The sequence below is a fragment of the Neobacillus rhizosphaerae genome (genome assembly GCF_937468385.1).
GTDB classification, from domain to species: domain Bacteria; phylum Bacillota; class Bacilli; order Bacillales; family Cytobacillaceae; genus Neobacillus; species Neobacillus rhizosphaerae.
On sequence record NZ_CALBWS010000001.1, the window covers coordinates 1 to 19124 of the forward strand.

Here is a 19124-nt window from a genome sequence, read left to right on the forward strand (position 1 = left end):
GATCAACAATCTGCCTAAATAATAATATATAAAACATTATAAATTAGCTCTTCAAAAAAAAATTAATAGATGGAGGGCCTGCTTTCGTATGGCATTTTTACCAAGTTATTTTCATACAAAAGAGCATCTTAAGGAAAAAAATCTCCTTCAAGATGCTCTACTAAGTAATTCCGTATTTTTTAATCTTCTTTCATCATGACCTTTAAGGCGCTTCCTTCAGCGATACAATGAGAAACGCAAATCCCACAGCCTGTGCAGTGCTGTATTAAAACCACTGGGACACTGTTTTCAATTCTGATAGCTCCACTCACTGGGCATGATCTGACGCAATAATCACACATGACATTTTGATACCCCAGACATCTGTCTTTTTGCACCTTAACGTACCCAAGAGCTGGACGAGCCGCAAAATCAGTGAGGTTTAAAGAACCTGTCGGACATATCTCAATACACTTTTTGCAAAAGGTACATGGCGACTCATTCGGAACCATATAGGGTGTATTCACCAGCTTGGCTCCATTTTCCAGCGTAAATAAGCGGATACTCTGTTCTGGGCAAATATCCTGACACTGCCCGCATCTAGTACACGATGTAAGGAACTCCAGCTCACCGCAGGACCCTGGCGGGCGAAAAAAGTCACGTTCTATTTCCATTTGTGGTGCAAGGAAATTCCCCAAGAAACCAAGCGTCGACTCCCAGTTTAAATTGAGAAATTCACGTCTGTTTAATCTCTCAGTCATTGAACACCAGCCACTTCCTGATAAAAAGGTTCGTCCTCGAAGTTGGTATAAACAAGGCAAATCGCTAGCACACCGTCAACATCTTTAAATTTCTCTGCCGTTTTATAGCTTTGGTCTACCGTCACGGTTTCGAGCGTGAGGATAACCTTCTTTTCCTCGTGAATATGGTGCACTTCCACACCATCAAGTTTTGTCAGTTGTGCTGCAGCCTGCTCTGCCTGACCTGGGATTGTTTCAACATATATTCCCGAAATAACCATCTATAGCTAACCCCCTCTTATGGTGTGGCAGGAAAGCCTGCTATTCAAAAACAATAGGCTTTCGCTTACATTTTAATTGGTAAATGCCGTTTTGGTTTTGGTCTCATTTTGCTGGGCATGACACTGAACGCAATTATCTCTAAATATTTTTCCTTTTGTATCATTATCATAGAAGTGGGCAGCTGTTGGTGTTGGTGCCCCTGTTCCAGCTTTGCCGTGGCATGCCAAACAGCTGTCTTGATGGAGTTTCGGATTCCATCGCTCCACGTGGGTGGCTGGCTGTAATGGTGGTACATTTATTAGTCCCATGGTTGTTGCATCAGGTCTTCCCTTTTCAGTCAGTTGCACGAGTACTGGTTGAGTACTAACTGCTCCTTGGGTTTTTGTTGATCCTAAGGACCATTGATACTTTGTTACACCAATGGCTATTGCAAGAATAACGATAAACCCAACAATATAAACAATTCCTTTTTCCTTCATGACCTTCCCACCCCCATTATGCCTTCACAATTTTAACCGCACATTTTTTAAAATCTGTCTGCTTGGAAATTGGACAATAACAATCTAAGGTTACGAGATTAATTAGTGTTTCTTCGGCGAAAAATGGCACGTAAATCAGTCCCTTAGGCGGATTGCCTCTCCCAGTTGTTGTTGCCTTCACCTTTACTTCGCCACGACGTGAAATCACGTTCACCATATCACCTGTTTTGATGCCAAGTGCCTTAGCATCTTCTGCGTTAATTTCGCAAAGTGCTTCTGGGAATGCCTTATGAAGTTCTGGAACCCTTCTTGTCATTGTACCGCTATGCCAGTGCTCTAATACCCGACCCGTACATAACCAGAGTGGATATTCCTGATCTGGAACCTCTGCTGCTTCCTCAAATGGCCGAAATAGGATGGCTGGTTTATGATCCGCCGATTTATAGAAATCGAGATCATTGTATTTTCCTTTATGACCAAATTCCTCTACACCGTATTGGTCGAAGCCATCCTCCTGCTTACCATAAGAATACCGCCAATTCGTTTCGAGCCATTTTCCATTAACATTTCTGACTGGCCAGCAAATTCCATGCTGTTTCAAATATTCATCATATGGAGCCAATTGTTTTGCTTTCATTTTTAACTTGGCACCTAACTCCTGGGCTTCTTTGTTTAGATGCTCATGCGGATTCGTAAATAAGCGATATTCCTTCCAAAGACGACTATTTACTTCGTGTTCGTCCTCAAGCAAATCATTTTTTTTACTATCCCAAACCATTCCAAAAAGAACATCAAATGCAGGTTTATCGCCAATCATTTTACCTTCAAGAACACGCTTGGCCACTTGCACAATTGCCCACAAGTCCCATTTCGCTTCTCCAGGGGGCTCGACGCATTTTTCAAATATCGATGTCCGGCGCTCGGCATTACCAAATTGTCCTTCACGCTCAACCCACATCGCTGCTGGGAAGACCACATCCGCCATTTCTGTTGAGCGGTTTGGGTAAACATCAGAAACAACAATAAAGCCATCAATGACACCTTTACCGTTGGCATCAATTCCTCTAGATCGATTTAATTTAGGGTTAGACTGGCCCCAGTTATTGGACATACTCCATAAAAACTTAATCTTGCCATTACCTAACTCACGGAACATTTTAACCGTATGCATCCCTGGATTTTCGATTGGATTTAGGTAGCCTTGCGGCAGGTTCCAAATCAACTCAGAATACCTGCGATGCTCCGGATTTTTAACGACTAGGTCTGCTGGCAGCCGGTGAGAAAAGACGCCAACTTCCCGAGCCGTTCCGCACGCACTTGGCTGCCCGGTTAATGAAAAAGGACCACTTCCTGGCTTTGCAATTTTTCCAGAAAGTAGATGGACATTATAAATGAGATTGTTCATCCATGTGCCGCGTGTATGCTGATTGACTCCCATTGTCCAAAGGGACATTATTTTTTTGTCTGGGTCAGCAAATTCTTTGGCTAATGCTTCAATGTCCTTTGCAGGTACACCGGACATTTGCGCTGCTTTTTCAAGCGTATATTCTGAAACCCTTGTTTTAAATTCTTCAAATGTGATAACCCAGTCTTTATCAGCTACTTTTCCAACCTCTGTTGCTTCATAATTATCATCAAAGGTGTGACCAAGGTTTTCCGTTCCTGCTTTAAACTGGGTATGTTCATTTACAAACTTCTGATCATATAAATTATTTTGGATTAAATAATTGCATATCGCGTTCGCAATCGCTAAATCCGTCTGCGGCCGGAATACCATCACGACATCAGCAAGTTCGGAAGTCCGAGAATATCTCGTTGTTAAATCATAATGCTTAATACCGCTATCCTTCAGCTTATGGGCCGTGAGGCGGGAGTAAAGCACCGGATGCATTTCAGCCATATTTGCGCCCCAGGTGACATAAACTTCTGTTTCATCAAGGTCCCGATAGGAACCCATCGGTTCATCTGATTGGAAAGTGGTCATAAATCCAGCTACAGCACTGGCCATACAATGGCGGGCATTTGGGTCAATATTATTACTCAATAGACCTGCTTTCCAGAGCTTAACGGACGCATATCCTTCCATAATGGATTGCTGCCCTGAACCATAGAAGGCAACAGATTTTGGATCAGCATCATAGGCTTCCTTCAATTTTTTGGCCACCAGATCTAAGGCTTCTTCCCACGTAGCTTCTCTAAATCCTTCTCTGGTACCTTTTTTAGATTTGTCTTCACGGATAAGTGGTTTCGTTAACCGGTCTTTCCCAAAGAGGATTTTTCCAATATAATAGCCTTTTATGCAGTTTAGACCCTTGTTTGAACGATTCTCTGGATCACCCTTGGTTGCAATAACCTTGCCATCCTTCACGCCAACTAAAATACCGCACCCTGTTCCGCAAAAACGACACACGGTGGTTTTCCACTCATCTGGTTCAATATTAGCTGCTTGTGCACTGTTTAGTTCTGCGTTTTTGTCTTTCTTACTGCATCCCGCGGCTGCTAGCGTCATCGATACAGCGGTAGCCTTCAATAGTGATCTCCTTGTTAGTTCCAAAGCCCATCTTCCTCCCTTATGAATCAGGTTTAAGGTGAAATTCTACAACTCTATACTAAGCGAAAATAGAAATTTATAGTTTGATTTTTAAGGTTTTTTTGTAAAATATTCACATTCCGCAGACCTATTTGACACAATTTTGACAATCCTATGTTGGCAGTATTAAAACCGTTTTTATATATGAATTAAATACCAGCCAAATCTTATGGAATATCCCATTTAAACAAAAAAACGTTCATGCTTATTGGGCGCATGAACGTTTTTTTGTTTACTATTCACCTTTATTAAAAATATCCGTTAACACAGGAACAATTTGCTTTTTGCGTGAAACTACGCCCTTTAATACAGCCGTATTATTGGATAGTGTCACGTTGTAGGCTTTTTCGACAGCGCTTGTCTTTCTTCCTAAAGCTAAGCCAATCGAATCGTTAGTTAAAATGTCCGTAACGACAAACAAGAATAAATCTAAGTTCTTTTTCTCGATTACATTTGAGATTACTGCTTCCAATTCAGCTTGACGTGCGAGCACATCATTAGTGTCAACAGCATTGACCTGAGCAATTTCCACTTTGCTTGAGCCCATTTCAAATTCCTTAGCATCAAGCGAGATTAATTGTTCCACCGTCTTATCACTTAAATCAGCTCCGGCCTTAAGCATTTCAAGACCGTACATGTCAGCATCGACACTGGCAATTTCGGCCAATTCACGTGCCGCTGCTACATCTTCTGCTGTACAGGTAGGTGATTTAAATAATAATGAGTCAGAAATAATCGCCGATAGCATCAGTCCGGCAATTTCTGGTTTAATCTCTTTGCCGTTTTCTTTATACATTTTATTTAATATTGTCGCCGTACAGCCAACAGGCTCGCAACGATAGTATAATGGATCGCTTGTTTCAAAATTGGCGATTCGATGATGGTCAATGACTTCTAGGACACGAACATCCGTAATATCGTTGGCACTTTGCTGGCGTTCATTATGGTCAACTAATATGACAGAATTAACCTCTGCTGAAACCTGCTCCACCAAGCGCGGAACATCGGCATTAAATTGGTTTAAGGCATACTCAGTTTCTCCATTAATTTGTCCAAGGCGGATTGGTTCGACATCCATGCCTAGCTGTCTTTTTAAATCTGCATAAGCAATCGCAGAACAAATCGTATCAGTGTCAGGGTTTTTATGACCGAATATAAGTACTTTTTCCATATTACTACTCCCAATCGTTTGAAATTATGTAGGACAAGCCATCCGGAATATGAATGACCCCACTCGAAAATTATATATGATTTCTCTAACAGTTTCAAAATTAAGTTTCTTTTGCATCCAAACCAAAAATCTAGACTAATAATTAAGTTCTGTTCCACTTAAATCTTTTCATTATTAAAAAAATTAAATTTCATGGAATATTCATAAAAATCATGATTCAGTATTTTTTTTCTGATTATTTTCCCATACATAACTAAATCTTTATTATTTAAAGTTAGATTTAGCTTGTATAATTCAATGAAATTTACCATAAATTCAAATTTGCTAACAAATTTTAGACCGCCAGCGCTCATATCTAGAATCAATATGGGGCAATTCAATTGTTCAGGGTACGTTGCTACGGATTCAATGCTAGCCTGAATAGGATTATTAAATACGATTCTATTAAATTCTCGCCGATTAGTGAAAAATTCCAAATCTAGACACCCCATACATCAAAAAAATACAACCGTCAACTGACGGTTATTTAGAAAATGTTTATTTCAAAATTAATAAAAGTATCAAAATATCAGTCTCTTTAACATCACATAAATGAATCTAATGAAAAACCCTGTGCTTCGAAGCTTCGACGCAAACGAAGAATAGCCTGAGAATGAATTTGGGAAATTCTCCCTTTGGTTAGATTTAACACTTCAGCAATTTCTACTTGTGTCAATCCTTCATAATATAACAAGGAAATGACAAGTCTTTCTTTCTCAGGCATTATATCAATACCGTTGGAAATAAGTTTACGAAATTCTTCCATTTGCAGCTGCTGTACCTGGGATATGGAATTATTATCACTAATTTGATCCAATCTACTCTGCTTTTTCCCGTCTTCTTCATTGGCATTTATTGGTTCATTCAGAGATAGAAGGGTGGAAAATGATAACGTAGAAAGTGCCTGATCAACTTCTTCTAAAGACATATCTAAATACTGACTTAGTTCTTCTTCGGAAGGTGATCTCATTAATGTTTGTTCGAGTTGGCGAAAGGCGGTATTTAATTTTTTTGCTTTCTCTCTTAATCCGCGCGGAACCCAGTCCATCTTACGAATTCCATCTATCATGGCCCCTTTTATGCGCCATAATCCAAATGTTTCGAATTGATATCCTTTTTTATAATCAAATTTTTGGATTGCTTCAATTAATCCGATATAACCTAACCCGATTAAATCCTCCTTCGGAATAATATTCTTGGGGATCGTCAGGCTCAATCGGCTGGCCATTTGCTCTACCAAATGCCCATATTGTTTTATTAGATTTTCCTGTGTTACTGAATCGTGATTTTCACGGTACTTCCTCCATAAAGGAAAATGAGGTATGGTTTCTTTGACAGCCGGTCTCAAGCGTTATCCCTCCTGGTTTTGCAAATTCCAAGTACGAATGGTTTGTACGGTTTTTTCAAGATCCTTTTCATCCCCACCACTATGCAATGCTTCTAGTGGAAAGGCTTGGAATGATGGTTCTTCCAGCGGAATATCTCCACCTTGAATATTTGCTTCCGATTTCGCTGGGGTATCCTTTGAGCGATTTTGTTTCTGATCCCTATTTGTGCTATTCATTGTGTCAACCTGATGGAATAAAAATTGTAACATGATGCCTAAAACATAAAATAGAAGAAAACCCAAGCCTGCTCGAAATAAGGAGGTTTGCCATGTATTATTCGGATAGGAAAAAAAATAAGTAAACAGCGATGCGATTAATCCCATAAATCCATTTACTTTCCAACTTACTGACATTTGGCATTCACCCCTTACAACGATTTACTTACTGATAAAATTTTCTCAAAAAACCCTCGAATTCCCTTAGTCGAAACAGAAGAGGGTTCATCCAAATCAGGTAAAAAGGAATAAACTATCTGTTTGATGTTTTTTGATGCTTCACAATTTGGATACGAAATAAAGAATGGCGTTTGCGATCTAACCGACTTCCAAACATGGGCATCCTCCATCAGAAAGCCCAGTGTTTTTAAATTCAGCTTAAGAAAATTACTGCAGGCATTTTTCATAACTCTTGATGTTTCAACCGCTTCACGATAGGATTGAGCACGATTAACGACCAATTGAAATCTTGGAGATTGCTTTGTGTATTGATGAACGGTTTTGATAACAGCATAGGAATCAGCAATGGATGTCGGCTCAGGTGTGGTGACCATTATGGTTTCATCAGAAGCTACGATAAAGTCCACGAGTTCCTTTGATATTCCAGCACCTGTGTCCAGTAAAATAAAATCTGCATAGGTTTGAAGCTCTTGAATTTGACTCCAAAAAAACGAGAGCGTGTTTTGTTCCAATTTTAAAAGATCCTGGATATCGAATCCACCTGAAATATACTCAATTCCTTCCATGCCTTTTTCTAACACATCCCATATTTGTTTCTCCTGATTCAAGACATCTACAAGACTATACCGCGGCGTTATCCCCATTAGAATATTAATATTCGCTGTTGATAAATCTAAATCCAAGACCACAACCTTTTTACCGACTGATTGTAAGCCTAAGGCAAAGTTAAGCGTAAAATTAGATTTACCGACCCCACCCTTTCCACTCGTGATTGTAATCATACGAGCGGAATGGTTTTTTTGTTGTTGAACATTAAATCGCTGCATATATTCTCTAAGACTTTGCGCTTGATCCATTTTATTTTTCCTTCCCTAATAAATATCTCACAAGCAGTGTCGCATCGATTGACGTTATATCTTCTGGGACACTTTGGCCGTTGGTGATATAGGCTAATTGAAATGGATATTTATAAGCTATATTAAGAATCGAACCATAGCTTGTTGTTTCGTCAAATTTCGTCAAAATCAGTTTCTGAACGGGACTTTTCAAAAATTCATTTAACAAGATTTGCATATCTTCAAACTTTGTGGTCAAGCTTAAAACCAAGTAATTATCACTCTCAAGCGGATGATTTAAAAATTCGGAAATGGATTCACGGTATTTGACTTCTTTGTAATTGCGTCCAGTGGTATCCATATAGATTAGATCGTAGTGCGCAAGTTTGGTAAGTGCCTTCTCTAATTCATCTTTCGTACGAACCACTTCAAGTGGCACATTCAAGATTCCGGCATACGTTTTTAGTTGTTCTACGGCGGCAATTCGATAGACGTCGGTAGTGATCATGGCCACTCTGCGCTTTTGTTTTAACACTTGTTCGGTCGCTAGTTTGGCGATGGTCGTTGTTTTTCCAACGCCAGTAGGGCCAATGACATTGATCATGCGCGTACTCTCGTTAACCATGTTTGACTTAGGGACTCGCTTTTCAATGATTTCTTTGACAATGGAGATGACTTCTTCTTCAATGACATGATCAGCTAGATCGTTCATTGACTCATACTTCTTTAGCATATTACTCACAATATGCTCAACAATCTCCTCATCCACACCCTGTTTTTTTAAACGGTTAACGTATGTGGCTAATCCAGATGGCATGGTATTTCCTTGGTTGTCATTCATCATGAAGGTCATCATCATTTTTCGCATGTGTTGCAGTTCATCAAGCAATGGATTTTCCTTTTCCAAAGTTTGCGTCGGTGGTGAAGCAGGTTTTTCCGTAACAGCAGTCGGTTGCGAATAATAATTATAGAGCTCTTGTGGTTTCTTGTGGAAAACAGAGTTATTGTTTTCTTCAATCTTGTTGTTGTTATTCTCCGTTTTCGCTTTGAGTTCTAATGAAAATTTTGGTGCTGAACTAACGCTTTCTTTTTCTATGGAATAAGCCGTAACTTCAAATTTTTGTTTCGCAAATAAACCAAACACTCCACCCGTTTTTATCGCTTTGGTATTCACGATAATGGCATTATCCCCTAACTGTTGTCGGACCATTTTTAAAGCAAGGGGCATTGAATCGGCTACGATTTTTTTTGTTTTCATATGTTCACGACTCCTATACTTTGGATCTCAATATCGGGCTCCAGCTCCGTATAAGCAAGAACGGGTACGGTCGGCATAATTTTCTCAACAAACTGTTTCAAATACATTCGGATGGAAGGAGAAGTTAGGAATATCGGTTGTCCACCAGCCTTGATGACACGATCAATTTGTTGTTGTAATTCTTCTGTTATTTTTCGAGACATTTGTGGATCCATCGATAAATAATGCACTCCTGCTTCCGTTTGTTGAATATAATCGGAAATCCCTTTCTCGAGCGTCGCTCCAGCCGTTAACACATGAATGACTCCTTCTTCAGCATATTGTTCTGTGATTTGCCGCGTCAAGGACTGGCGCACATATTCCGTTAACACCTTTGGTTCCTTTGTATAGACGGCGAAATCTGCCAAAGTTTCAAAGATTGTCGCTAAATCACGAATGGATATCTGTTCGCGCAGAAGATTCTGTAATACCTTCTGAATATCTCCGACTGACTGTAAGTTTGGAACAATCTCTTCGACCAGATTTGGATGGGTTTCTTTCAAGTTTTCGATTAATTGCTTTGTTTCCTCTCTGCGTAACAACTGGTAAGCATATCTTTTTAATACCTCGGTTAAATGTGTCGCAATCACGGAAGAAGGATCGATGATAATATAACCCATCAGTTCGGCTTTTTGTTTCGCATCAATGCTTACCCAAGTAGCAGGTAGACCAAAAGCAGGCTCCATCACATGAATGCCCTCAATTTCTTCTATATCTCCGCCTTGATTCATGGCAAGAAAATGATCAAGGTATACTTCTCCTGACGCAATTTTATTGCCGCGGAATTTTAAAACATATTGATTGGGTGTTAATTGTAAATTATCTCGAATACGAATGGTTGGAATGATCAAGCCCAATTCTATGGCAAACTGTCTCCTGATCATCACAATTCGATCAAGAATGTCCCCACCTTGTTTTTGATCGGCCAAAGGAATCAAGCCATAACCTATCTCTAATTCCAGCGTATCGATCTGGAGCAAGTTAATTACCTTTTCTGGACTGCTAATGTCTTCCTCTTGCCCTTCCATTTCAACCAGTTCATTTTGCTGTTGCTCTTTTTGTACAGAACGTTGCATGGAATAAGCACCGAAGGCTAATAAAATCGCCACTGGAAGAGTTAAAAAAAGTCCAATTGGTGTAAAAATACCTAAAATAAGAATCGTTCCAGCCACGATATAAAGAAGCTTTGGATAATTAAACAGCTGTTTCATTATATCGGAGCCTAAAGAACCATCCGATGCTGCTCGAGTAACAGTTATCCCTGTGGCAGTGGAAATGAGTAAGGCAGGCACTTGGCTAACCAATCCATCCCCTACAGATAACAAGGTGAAGGTACTGGCAGATTCAGCAAATCCCATGCCATGTATGGCCATCCCAATGATAAATCCACCAACGACATTGATGATCAAGATAATGATCCCTGCAATCGCATCGCCTTTGACAAATTTACTGGCTCCATCCATGGACCCGTAAAAATCCGACTCCTGTTCGACCTTCTTGCGGCGCATACGAGCTTCTTGGTCACTGATTAACCCGGCGTTCATATCGGCATCAATACTCATTTGCTTTCCAGGCATTGCATCCAAGGTAAAACGAGCGGCTACTTCCGCTACCCGTTCCGAACCTTTCGTGATGACAATGAATTGGATAACAACAAGTATTAAGAATACAACAAAACCGACAACAGGACTTCCTCCAACGACGAACGATCCAAACGTCTCAATCACTTTTCCTCCATCGGCATTTGAAAGTATCGAACGAGTGGTCGACACATTAAGTGCTAAACGAAAAAGTGTAGCTATTAATAATGCAGTTGGAAAAATAGAAAAATCTAATGGTTCTTTTGTATTCATAGCCACCATCAAGATCAACAATGACACGCTAATATTAATAATTAATAGAAAATCCAATAATATTGTTGGCAGTGGAATAATCATCATTGCGACAATCATTATGACAACAATCAAAACGGATAAATCTTTTGTTTTCAAGTCATCATCCCCTTATAGCGACCTTCCTGAAAGTAAACATAAGCCAAAATCTCTCCCACTGCATTAAACATCTCTTCCGGGATGGGCTCGCCGACTTCCACTGAAGCAAATAAGGCACGAGCGAGCGGCCTATTTTCTACCGTCATAATTTTATTTTGTTTGGCAAGTTCTTTGATTTTTAAAGCGATATAATCTTTTCCTTTGGCAATCACAACGGGCGCATCCATCGTTTCAAGATCATAGCGGATAGCCACAGCGAAGTGCGTCGGATTGGTGATAACAACGTCGGCCTTTGGCACCTCTTGCATCATTCGATTCATAGATAACTCGCGTTGTTTGGCTCTCCGCTTTCCTTTAATGAACGGGTCGCCCTCCATTTTCTTATATTCATCTTTGATATCCTGCTTTGACATCCGGATTTTCTTTTCATATTCAAACTTTTGAAAAAAATAATCCGCTGCCGCAAGGATCACCAAAATGCTGGCTACTACGAGCCCGATTTGGATGGTTAGAGAACCTATGAATCTAGAAGAATCCCAGAGGCTTTTTTGACCGATTAAAAACAATTCGTCTTTCTGTTTCCAAATCATCCAACCTGCGATGCTGGAAGTAATCACAATTTTTAATATCGACTTAATTAATTCCACCAGCGACTTAAGGGAAAAGATCCGTTTCGCTCCTTCAAGTGGGTTAAGTTTTCCTAAATTCATTTTCAACGATTCGGGGTTGAACATAAATCCAACCTGCAAATAGTTGGCAACAACACCCGCCACTACTACAACCGCAAAGATGGGTGCTACCAATTTAACAACCTCCCACAACAACTGGTTGAATAAAAGTTGCGTGCTGGAGATGGAAATATCCCAAAGCAAATATTCTTGGAAGCTACGACGATAAATAGTAAGACACCCGGCAATTAAGCTCTTTCCACCAACCATTAAAAAAGCGAAGCAGAGAAGCAAGGTGAGAGCTGATGCGACTTCCGGACTCTTCGCAACCTGCCCTTTTTTCCTTGTCTCTCGACGTTTATTCGGGGTTGCCTTTTCCGTTTTTTCTCCAGAAAATAATTGCAGATCTAAACGAAGCAGCAAGATTTACGCCCCCATTATTTTCAGAATAGAATTCATTGATCCAAACATGGTTTCAAATAGGACTTTTAGTAAATAAAAGAAACCAGGTAAAACAAAAATATACATCAAGAAATGGATCAAAATCTTGACTGGAGGGAAAATAGCAAACACATTCATCTGTGGTACGGTCCTTGCGATAATACCTAAGGCAATATCGACAATAAACAACGTACCAATCAGTGGCGCTGCCATCATAAAACCAATCATAAACATTTGCTGGACACATTCCAGTAGAAAGGTGGACATTCTCCCGTCCATCAACGCAGGAACATAGGCTGGCAACGAAATCCATTCAAAACTAGCTAATATCCCTTGAATAAGTAGATGATGACCATTTGTTGCAAGTAAAACCAGGATGGCTAAGATATTTTTGAACCGCCCCGTTAATTGTGAATTCGTCCCAAAGGTAGGATCAAATAGACTCGCCATCGAAAAGCCAATTTGAAGGTCCAATAAGGCCCCCGCCAGCTGGACAGCATAAAATAGGATATTCGCGACCATTCCTAACACGATACCGACCATAAACTCTTTAAGAATCAATAGGACCATCGTCCCCAGTGAAAAGGAGTGGATCGGTTCATTAATTACCCCGACACAAAGGACACTAAGCACGATACTAAAACCAATTTTGAAGCGGGCTGGTATTTGACGCCCAGAAAATACCGGGACGGTTACCATAAATGAAGTGATTCTTACGAATACAAGTAAAAAATTCAACAAGGAAGAAGCATCAATATTCATCACTTACCCCACAAATTTGGAAAGATTCCCCAACAAATTTTGAGTGAAATCAAGCACGTGCCGCAACATCCATGACCCGAAGACGAGGATAGATAGGAATACTGCTATGATTTTTGGGACAAACGATAACGTTTGTTCCTGTATCTGTGTGGTGGCTTGAAAAATACTTACCAATAACCCGACCAATAAGGCCACACCGACAACCGGAGCGATGACAATAAGGATGGTATAGACAGTCTCTTGGGCAAGTCCGATGATCATTTCAGTAGTCATGGATTACACTTCCTTCTTAAAAACTCAACAGCAATGATTGGAATATTAAATGCCAACCATCTACCAAAATGAATAACAGGATCTTAAATGGCAATGAAATCATCACCGGCGGCAGCATCATCATCCCCATAGACATCAAGATACTCGAAACAATCATATCAATCACTAGGAATGGGATAAAAATAATAAATCCCATCTGAAAGGCTGTTTTTAATTCACTAATCGCATAGGCAGGAACTAATGCAGTTAGTGGGATGTCCTTCACTTCTTTCGGTTTATCCATCCCTGCATAATCCATAAACAGCGCTACGTCTTTCTCACGTGTATGCTTGGCCATGAATTCCTTCATCGGCGTACTGCCCGCTTCATAGGCTTCTTGCTGCGTCATTTTTCCAGCCATGAACGGTTGCAGTGCGTCTTTATTTATTTGTGAAAAAGTAGGACCCATGATAAAAAAAGTCATAAATAGCGATAGCCCAATCAATACTTGATTGGGTGGCATTTGCTGAGTACCAAGGGCATTACGAACAAACCCTAACACAACGATGATACGGGTAAAACTTGTCATTAAAATAAGAATGGCAGGTGCAATGGACAACACCGTAATTAAAAGGATAATTCGTAACGTATTTGAGACTTTATCAGGATCATTGGAGCCCAAGTCTATTCCTGGAAGAATCGTTTGGCTAGCTTCAACGGAAAAGGCAGTAGAAAAAACACCTAATAAAAGAAGCGGAATAAGTATAGCTAATTTTCGTTTCATTAATCCTACTCCTCTCCGTTAATGTTCCTTATTTTCTGCATCTGCTTTCGAAAAACAGTGTTCCAGCCTTTTAACGAATCATTTGCTAACCAATTCGGTGTTTGTCCATCTCCTTGATTTTCATAGCTTTCAAGAAGATGGTGATATTCTTCCCCTTGGGAAATGGAACGGATCATGGTTACGTTCTCTCCTATACCGATGATATAAATCGTCTGACCAATGAGGAGGACCTGTAACGATTTGTTATTCCCAAGTGCATGGCCGCCTAATGGGAGGACGAGGCCATTTGTTTGCGTTTGGCGGCTTCGTTTAGCTAGAAAACGCAATAACACAACCAATAAACCAATAACCAAGATAAATGAGAGAATAAATTTGATAAATAAGGGAAAGACGGAAGGTGACCCGGTATCCCCGACTTTTGTCGATGGAGGTGACGGTTTCCCCTCACCTTTTTGGATAGAGTCATAATAGGAAATCTCGCCGTTAGAAGTTGAACCCGCGGCAAAAATGGTGGGTTGAAAAGAAAATAAATAAAAAAACAAAACAAATAAAAACATGGTGCGTTTCATGATTGTCTCCTTCCTTGGAGTTATTTTCTAATTGTTTAAATTTGCCGCGATGGTAGCTGCTAATTTGGCATCAGATTTTGCTATTTCCGTTAATATTTGTGACCGACTCGTTGTGTTGATATTTTTCAAAAGATTCATTGCTACTTGTGAGTTCGTCCCCATCATCGATTGAATAAGGCCAGCAGATTGAGTAGGTGGCATCCCTGCAACCGTTTCAGCTAAGGTTTCTGTTGGATTTTCATGTTTAAGAGCAAGGTCATGTACCTGTTGTGCAAGGACGTTTTGATTGGTTTCATTTAGCCCTGCAATCTCTTTTAACAACATGGATATTTGAGCTGCTTTTTTGACATCCTTCATGCTCCCAAGAATACTCCCTTGTAGTTCTATATCTAGTTGGGAAAGGGTTAAAGAAGCTTCTTCAAGGGACATAGACGCAATTATTGCAGCAGCTTTTGATGCAGGTATATTGGCATAAATTCCTGCTACTTTTTTTATTTGCTCCTGAACAACTTGTCCTTGCTTATTTTCTAGCTGTTTTTGTAATTCTTCGTTGTTTTTCTTTAAAACCTTTAAGTCATTTTGATCGGACTTTAGTTGCTTATTCAACTCGGATATTTGTTGATCCATTTCTTTCAATACTGATTGGTTCTTTACATATTTGTCTTTCCAGTCATAACTATCAGCGGGCTTTTTGGCCTCTGTGGAATTAGAATCTGGAATGATATGGTTCACGACAGGAATCTTATTTCCCCAATCTTGAAATGTCTTCCACACAGGAAAGCCAACAAAATTTAACAGGAACAATATTAATAGAACGGTAATTAGTAACGAAATTCCCCAGAATAAAATACTCCCTAGTTTTCCGCGTCGTTTCTCTTCCATTGGTTAATCTCCTCATATCCTTCGGGTATAGCGTAAGACGGCCATTTCATCCAACATGGCTTGTTCACTTCGGTCCAGTTGCTTTTGAAAAGCTTCCATTGATTTCGCCTTCCACTGGTTCCACATTTTTGTTTCCTGATTTTTTTCGATTAGTACTTGGTGTTTTTGTTCTACTTCCTGATGGATTTGCTGTGATTGATCCTCCAACCGTTTCATCCGAAGGCTTACATGGTCAATTTCTTGTTGAAACGCTAAAATTTCTTTGACCGTTTTTCGATCAACATCATTGTATTGGTTGAAAACATTCTCCTTGACCACTTCTAGCCCTTCCATCTCTTCCGCTAGTTCCAATTGACGAAGTTTAGTAGTACCATACTCTTGCTTGGCAATTTCCTGTTCTTTTTCTTTAACATCAAGCACTTTTTGAAAAGAAAACGTAAATTTCATCGCATCATCGCTCCAAATTGTGAAAGTAAGAAGGACTCTGCCTCCTCTAGCTTAGAAGCTTCATAAATTCCTTGTCGTAAAAATTTATCCATTGTTGGCTTTAGTCGCATCGCCAAATCGATGTCCCGATTGGAGCCTTTCTTATAAGCACCAATATTGATTAAGTCTTCTGCTTCGTTATAGGAAGCAAGTAATTTCTTGAAGTTTTGTGTTGCAATTAAATGCTCGTCCGAGGTAATTTCGGTCATGACCCGACTTGCACTGTTTAATACATCAATTGAAGGAAAAATTCCTTTCCCAGCAATTGCACGGTTTAGGACAATATGTCCATCGAGAATTCCTCTTACGGCATCTGCAATCGGTTCGTTCATGTCGTCCCCATCTACCAGAACCGTATAAATGGCTGAAATCGACCCTTTTGGTCCCGTTCCAGCCCGTTCCAATAGTTGTGGCAGCATCGCAAACACAGATGGAGTATACCCCTTGGTCGTAGGAGGTTCGCCAATCGCTAAACCAACTTCTCTTTGTGCCATAGCAAAGCGAGTGACAGAATCCATCACAAGTAATACATCCTTTCCTTGGTCTCGGAAATACTCTGCAATGGAGGTCGCTGTCAAAGCACCTTTTATTCGAATAAGAGCTGGTTGATCAGATGTCGCTACGATGACGACAGACTTTTTCAACCCTTCTTCCCCTAAGTTTTGTTCAATAAAATCAAGAACTTCACGTCCTCGCTCTCCAATTAAGGCGATGACGTTCACTTCAGCTGTCGTATTTCGAGAAATCATTCCTAGGAGTGTACTTTTACCGACCCCACTCCCAGCAAAGATTCCCATTCTTTGCCCCTTCCCCATGGTGAGTAACCCATCAATCGTTCGGACACCTACACCTAAAGGTGAATGAATCCGCGGACGACTAAGTGGGTTAGGGGGGATTGCGTGGGTAGGCACTTCCTCTAAGCCTAGTGGCAGGGGCTTGCCATCGATGGGTTGACCCAAACCATCCAGAATCCGTCCCAGTAATTGGTTGCCGGCCTTTACCCTCATTGGTTTGCCACTTGCGACCACATCACAGCCTGGACCGATGGAGCGGACCTCGCCAAGAGGCATAAGCAGCACCTTATTCTCCTTAATACCGACAACCTCTGCTTGAATGGGAGTCTGTGACTGAGAAGGGTAAATCGAACACAGTTCACCAATCCTTACGTCAGGTCCTTGAGATTCAATCGTTAGCCCGATGATTTGTGTTATTTTTCCGTTGACTCTTACCGGGTCAATATTTCTAATGAGCTTAATGTATCTCTTAGTTGATAATCCCACTTTCCGGCTCCCTTCTCGCCTCTAGAATGACCCTTTTAATTTCCTCAATTTGGGTATCAATACGAGCATCGACGCTGCCGTAAGCAGTTCGGATAATACATCCTTTTGGTGAAACGGAATGGTCCGGGATGACCTTGATTTCTGTTTCCCCGTTAACAACAGCAATAAGGTGGATCCGCTGTGATTGGATAAAATCAAAATCATCAGGATGAACGCAGACCGTAATCGACTCTTTTTCTTTAAAGCGAAGAATATGTAATTTAATTAACTCCACAAATTGATCAGGACGACTTTCTAATTCCTGTTTCACAATTTGGGAAGCAATAACCGTACTCAACTCAAGTAAAAACGGTTCTGCTTCTGAGATAATCGCTTCCTTTTGTTCATAGGCTGCTTGCAACAAATATTGAACTTGCTCTAATTTTTCTTGATATTCTTGCTGAATTTGAGTCCTAGCTTCCAGTTTTCCTGTAGCTAGTCCTTCTTCATAGCCCTGCTGTTTAGCTTCAAGTGATAAGGACTCTAGCTTCTGCTGGTTTTCTTCCCACCATTGATTGATTTTAGCTGTAGTGGACGCTTCTAATAATCGGGCCGTTTGCTCCGCCATTTCTATGATCGCTTGCGCTTCTGCTTTAGCCGCTTGAATCAATTGGTTTGTTTGTTGCGCCTCAATCCCCTCATCGCCCTCCTGTGGTACCTCATCAGCCATAGGTTCTCCATGGAGGTTTAATGGAATAAGGGGCTGGGTAATGACCTTCACTTCTTCTATCAAAGAGAGATTAGTAGCCTTAAAAACTTTAGAATAGGATGCCATCAGTTCCACCTCGAGCAATGACGATCTCACCAGCGTCCTCTAAGCGGCGAATGACAAATACGATTCTTCCTTGCGCTTCCTCAACATCTTTAACTCTGACTGGACCGAGGAATTGCATATCTTCTTCGAATGTTTCGACCATCCTTTGCGACATGTTCTCAAAAATAATTTTTTTGACTTCTGGACTGGAGGCTTTTAATGCAAGGAGTAGGTCGTGATTCTCCACTTCCTGAATAACTCGTTGAATCGCACGCCGATCGAGATTAATGATATCTTCAAATAGAAACATCCGTTTTTTGATTTCTTCTACCAATTCCTCATCTTTCATCCCCAGGTGCTCTAAGATACCTTTTTCTGTACCACGGTCTACACCGTTTAGGATATTGACGATAGATTCTATTCCACCTACCACTGTAAAGTCCTCGCGGATCGTAGAGGCTAACTTTTGTTCCAAAATACCTTCTACTTCTTTAATAACTTCTGGTGAAGTTTGCTCTAACAACGCGATTCGTCTAGCGACATCGTATTGAAGTTCACTAGGAAGTGATGATAGAATCATGGATGCTTGTTGAGTCTCCAAATGGGCTAATACAAGCGCAATCGTTTGCGGATGCTCATTTTGCAAGAATTGATAGATTTGCATAGCATCAATGCGTCGGGCAAACTCAAAGGGTTTAACCTGAAGTTGTGATGTTAATCGGTAAATAATCTGTTTCGCCCGTTCCTTGCCTAGCGCAGATTCCAATACATCCTGTGCAAAGTTAATCCCGCCGGTTGCCAAATAATCCGAAGCAATGCACATTTCATGAAATTCCTTCAACACTTCTTCTTTTTCTTTGCCATCCACTTTATGAATATTGGCGATCGAAAGAGTAAGTTCATCAATCTCCTCTTCAGACAAATGTTTGAACACTTTTGAGGAAGCATCCTTTCCCATCGAAATGAGCAAAATTGCTGCTTTTTGTTTTCCAGTCAACCTTAATGCTGTCGCCATTGAGA

At 40.5% G+C, this 19124-nt stretch carries 21 protein-coding genes; all 21 read right to left on the minus strand.

Features of this window, described 5'->3' with window-relative positions; genetic code table 11:
- Positions 1-179 precede the first annotated feature (179 nt).
- A complete protein-coding gene (locus tag M5A78_RS00005) occupies positions 180-740 on the minus strand; it encodes a 4Fe-4S dicluster domain-containing protein (protein WP_319942240.1) in 561 nt (186 codons plus the stop codon).
- Positions 737-1000 carry a chaperone NapD gene (locus M5A78_RS00010; protein ID WP_248733243.1) on the minus strand — a complete coding sequence of 88 codons (264 nt, stop codon included), beginning with the start codon at positions 998-1000 and terminating at the stop codon, positions 737-739. Before M5A78_RS00010 ends, M5A78_RS00005 begins: the two co-directional genes overlap by 4 nt.
- A 72-nt stretch (positions 1001-1072) precedes the next feature.
- A complete protein-coding gene (locus M5A78_RS00015) occupies positions 1073-1480 on the minus strand; it encodes a nitrate reductase cytochrome c-type subunit (protein WP_248733244.1) in 408 nt (135 codons plus the stop codon).
- 16 nt (positions 1481-1496) lie between these two features.
- Positions 1497-4034 (minus strand): nitrate reductase catalytic subunit NapA, encoded by a 2538-nt coding sequence (napA, locus tag M5A78_RS00020; protein WP_248733245.1) that lies wholly within the window; start codon positions 4032-4034, stop codon positions 1497-1499.
- A gap of 271 nt (positions 4035-4305) precedes the next feature.
- Positions 4306-5241, minus strand: a complete 936-nt coding sequence (locus tag M5A78_RS00025; protein WP_248733246.1) for a manganese-dependent inorganic pyrophosphatase — start codon at positions 5239-5241, stop codon at positions 4306-4308.
- A gap of 158 nt (positions 5242-5399) precedes the next feature.
- Positions 5400-5732, minus strand: a complete 333-nt coding sequence (locus tag M5A78_RS24835; RefSeq protein WP_406603648.1) for a PilZ domain-containing protein — start codon at positions 5730-5732, stop codon at positions 5400-5402.
- A gap of 92 nt (positions 5733-5824) precedes the next feature.
- Entirely contained in the window at positions 5825-6628 is an 804-nt protein-coding gene (locus tag M5A78_RS00030; RefSeq protein ID WP_248733247.1) for a sigma-70 family RNA polymerase sigma factor, read from the minus strand.
- Between the two features lie 3 nt (positions 6629-6631).
- Entirely contained in the window at positions 6632-7021 is a 390-nt protein-coding gene (locus M5A78_RS00035; protein WP_248733248.1) for a hypothetical protein, read from the minus strand.
- 14 nt (positions 7022-7035) lie between these two features.
- Positions 7036-7920, minus strand: a complete 885-nt coding sequence (locus M5A78_RS00040; RefSeq protein ID WP_248733249.1) for a MinD/ParA family protein — start codon at positions 7918-7920, stop codon at positions 7036-7038.
- Between the two features lies 1 nt (position 7921).
- Entirely contained in the window at positions 7922-9157 is a 1236-nt protein-coding gene (gene flhF, locus M5A78_RS00045) for a flagellar biosynthesis protein FlhF (protein WP_248733250.1), read from the minus strand.
- Positions 9154-11187, minus strand: a complete 2034-nt coding sequence (flhA, locus tag M5A78_RS00050; protein ID WP_264760419.1) for a flagellar biosynthesis protein FlhA — start codon at positions 11185-11187, stop codon at positions 9154-9156. The genes flhF and flhA overlap by 4 nt, the downstream gene beginning before the upstream one ends.
- A complete protein-coding gene (gene flhB / locus M5A78_RS00055) occupies positions 11184-12278 on the minus strand; it encodes a flagellar biosynthesis protein FlhB (protein ID WP_319942241.1) in 1095 nt (364 codons plus the stop codon). The genes flhA and flhB overlap by 4 nt, the downstream gene beginning before the upstream one ends.
- A gap of 3 nt (positions 12279-12281) precedes the next feature.
- Entirely contained in the window at positions 12282-13058 is a 777-nt protein-coding gene (gene fliR / locus M5A78_RS00060; RefSeq protein ID WP_248733251.1) for a flagellar biosynthetic protein FliR, read from the minus strand.
- A gap of 3 nt (positions 13059-13061) precedes the next feature.
- Positions 13062-13331 carry a flagellar biosynthesis protein FliQ gene (gene fliQ, locus M5A78_RS00065; RefSeq protein ID WP_248733252.1) on the minus strand — a complete coding sequence of 90 codons (270 nt, stop codon included), beginning with the start codon at positions 13329-13331 and terminating at the stop codon, positions 13062-13064.
- A 16-nt stretch (positions 13332-13347) separates the two neighbouring features.
- Positions 13348-14094 (minus strand): flagellar type III secretion system pore protein FliP, encoded by a 747-nt coding sequence (gene fliP / locus M5A78_RS00070; RefSeq protein WP_248733253.1) that lies wholly within the window; start codon positions 14092-14094, stop codon positions 13348-13350.
- 5 nt (positions 14095-14099) lie between these two features.
- Positions 14100-14663: a flagellar biosynthetic protein FliO gene (locus M5A78_RS00075; protein WP_248733254.1), complete on the minus strand. Its 564-nt coding sequence runs from the start codon at positions 14661-14663 to the stop codon at positions 14100-14102.
- A gap of 27 nt (positions 14664-14690) precedes the next feature.
- Positions 14691-15545: a MotE family protein gene (locus tag M5A78_RS00080; protein ID WP_248733255.1), complete on the minus strand. Its 855-nt coding sequence runs from the start codon at positions 15543-15545 to the stop codon at positions 14691-14693.
- 12 nt (positions 15546-15557) lie between these two features.
- Positions 15558-15992, minus strand: a complete 435-nt coding sequence (locus M5A78_RS00085) for a flagellar export protein FliJ (RefSeq protein ID WP_248733256.1) — start codon at positions 15990-15992, stop codon at positions 15558-15560.
- Positions 15989-17311, minus strand: a complete 1323-nt coding sequence (gene fliI / locus M5A78_RS00090; RefSeq protein WP_248733257.1) for a flagellar protein export ATPase FliI — start codon at positions 17309-17311, stop codon at positions 15989-15991. The genes M5A78_RS00085 and fliI overlap by 4 nt, the downstream gene beginning before the upstream one ends.
- On the minus strand, positions 17295-18125 hold the full coding sequence (locus M5A78_RS00095; protein WP_248733258.1) for a FliH/SctL family protein: 831 nt from the start codon (positions 18123-18125) through the stop codon (positions 17295-17297). Before M5A78_RS00095 ends, fliI begins: the two co-directional genes overlap by 17 nt.
- Positions 18109-19119, minus strand: coding sequence for a flagellar motor switch protein FliG (fliG, locus tag M5A78_RS00100; RefSeq protein WP_248733259.1), 1011 nt, complete (start codon positions 19117-19119; stop codon positions 18109-18111). The genes M5A78_RS00095 and fliG overlap by 17 nt, the downstream gene beginning before the upstream one ends.
- Between the last annotated feature and the right edge of the window lie 5 nt (positions 19120-19124).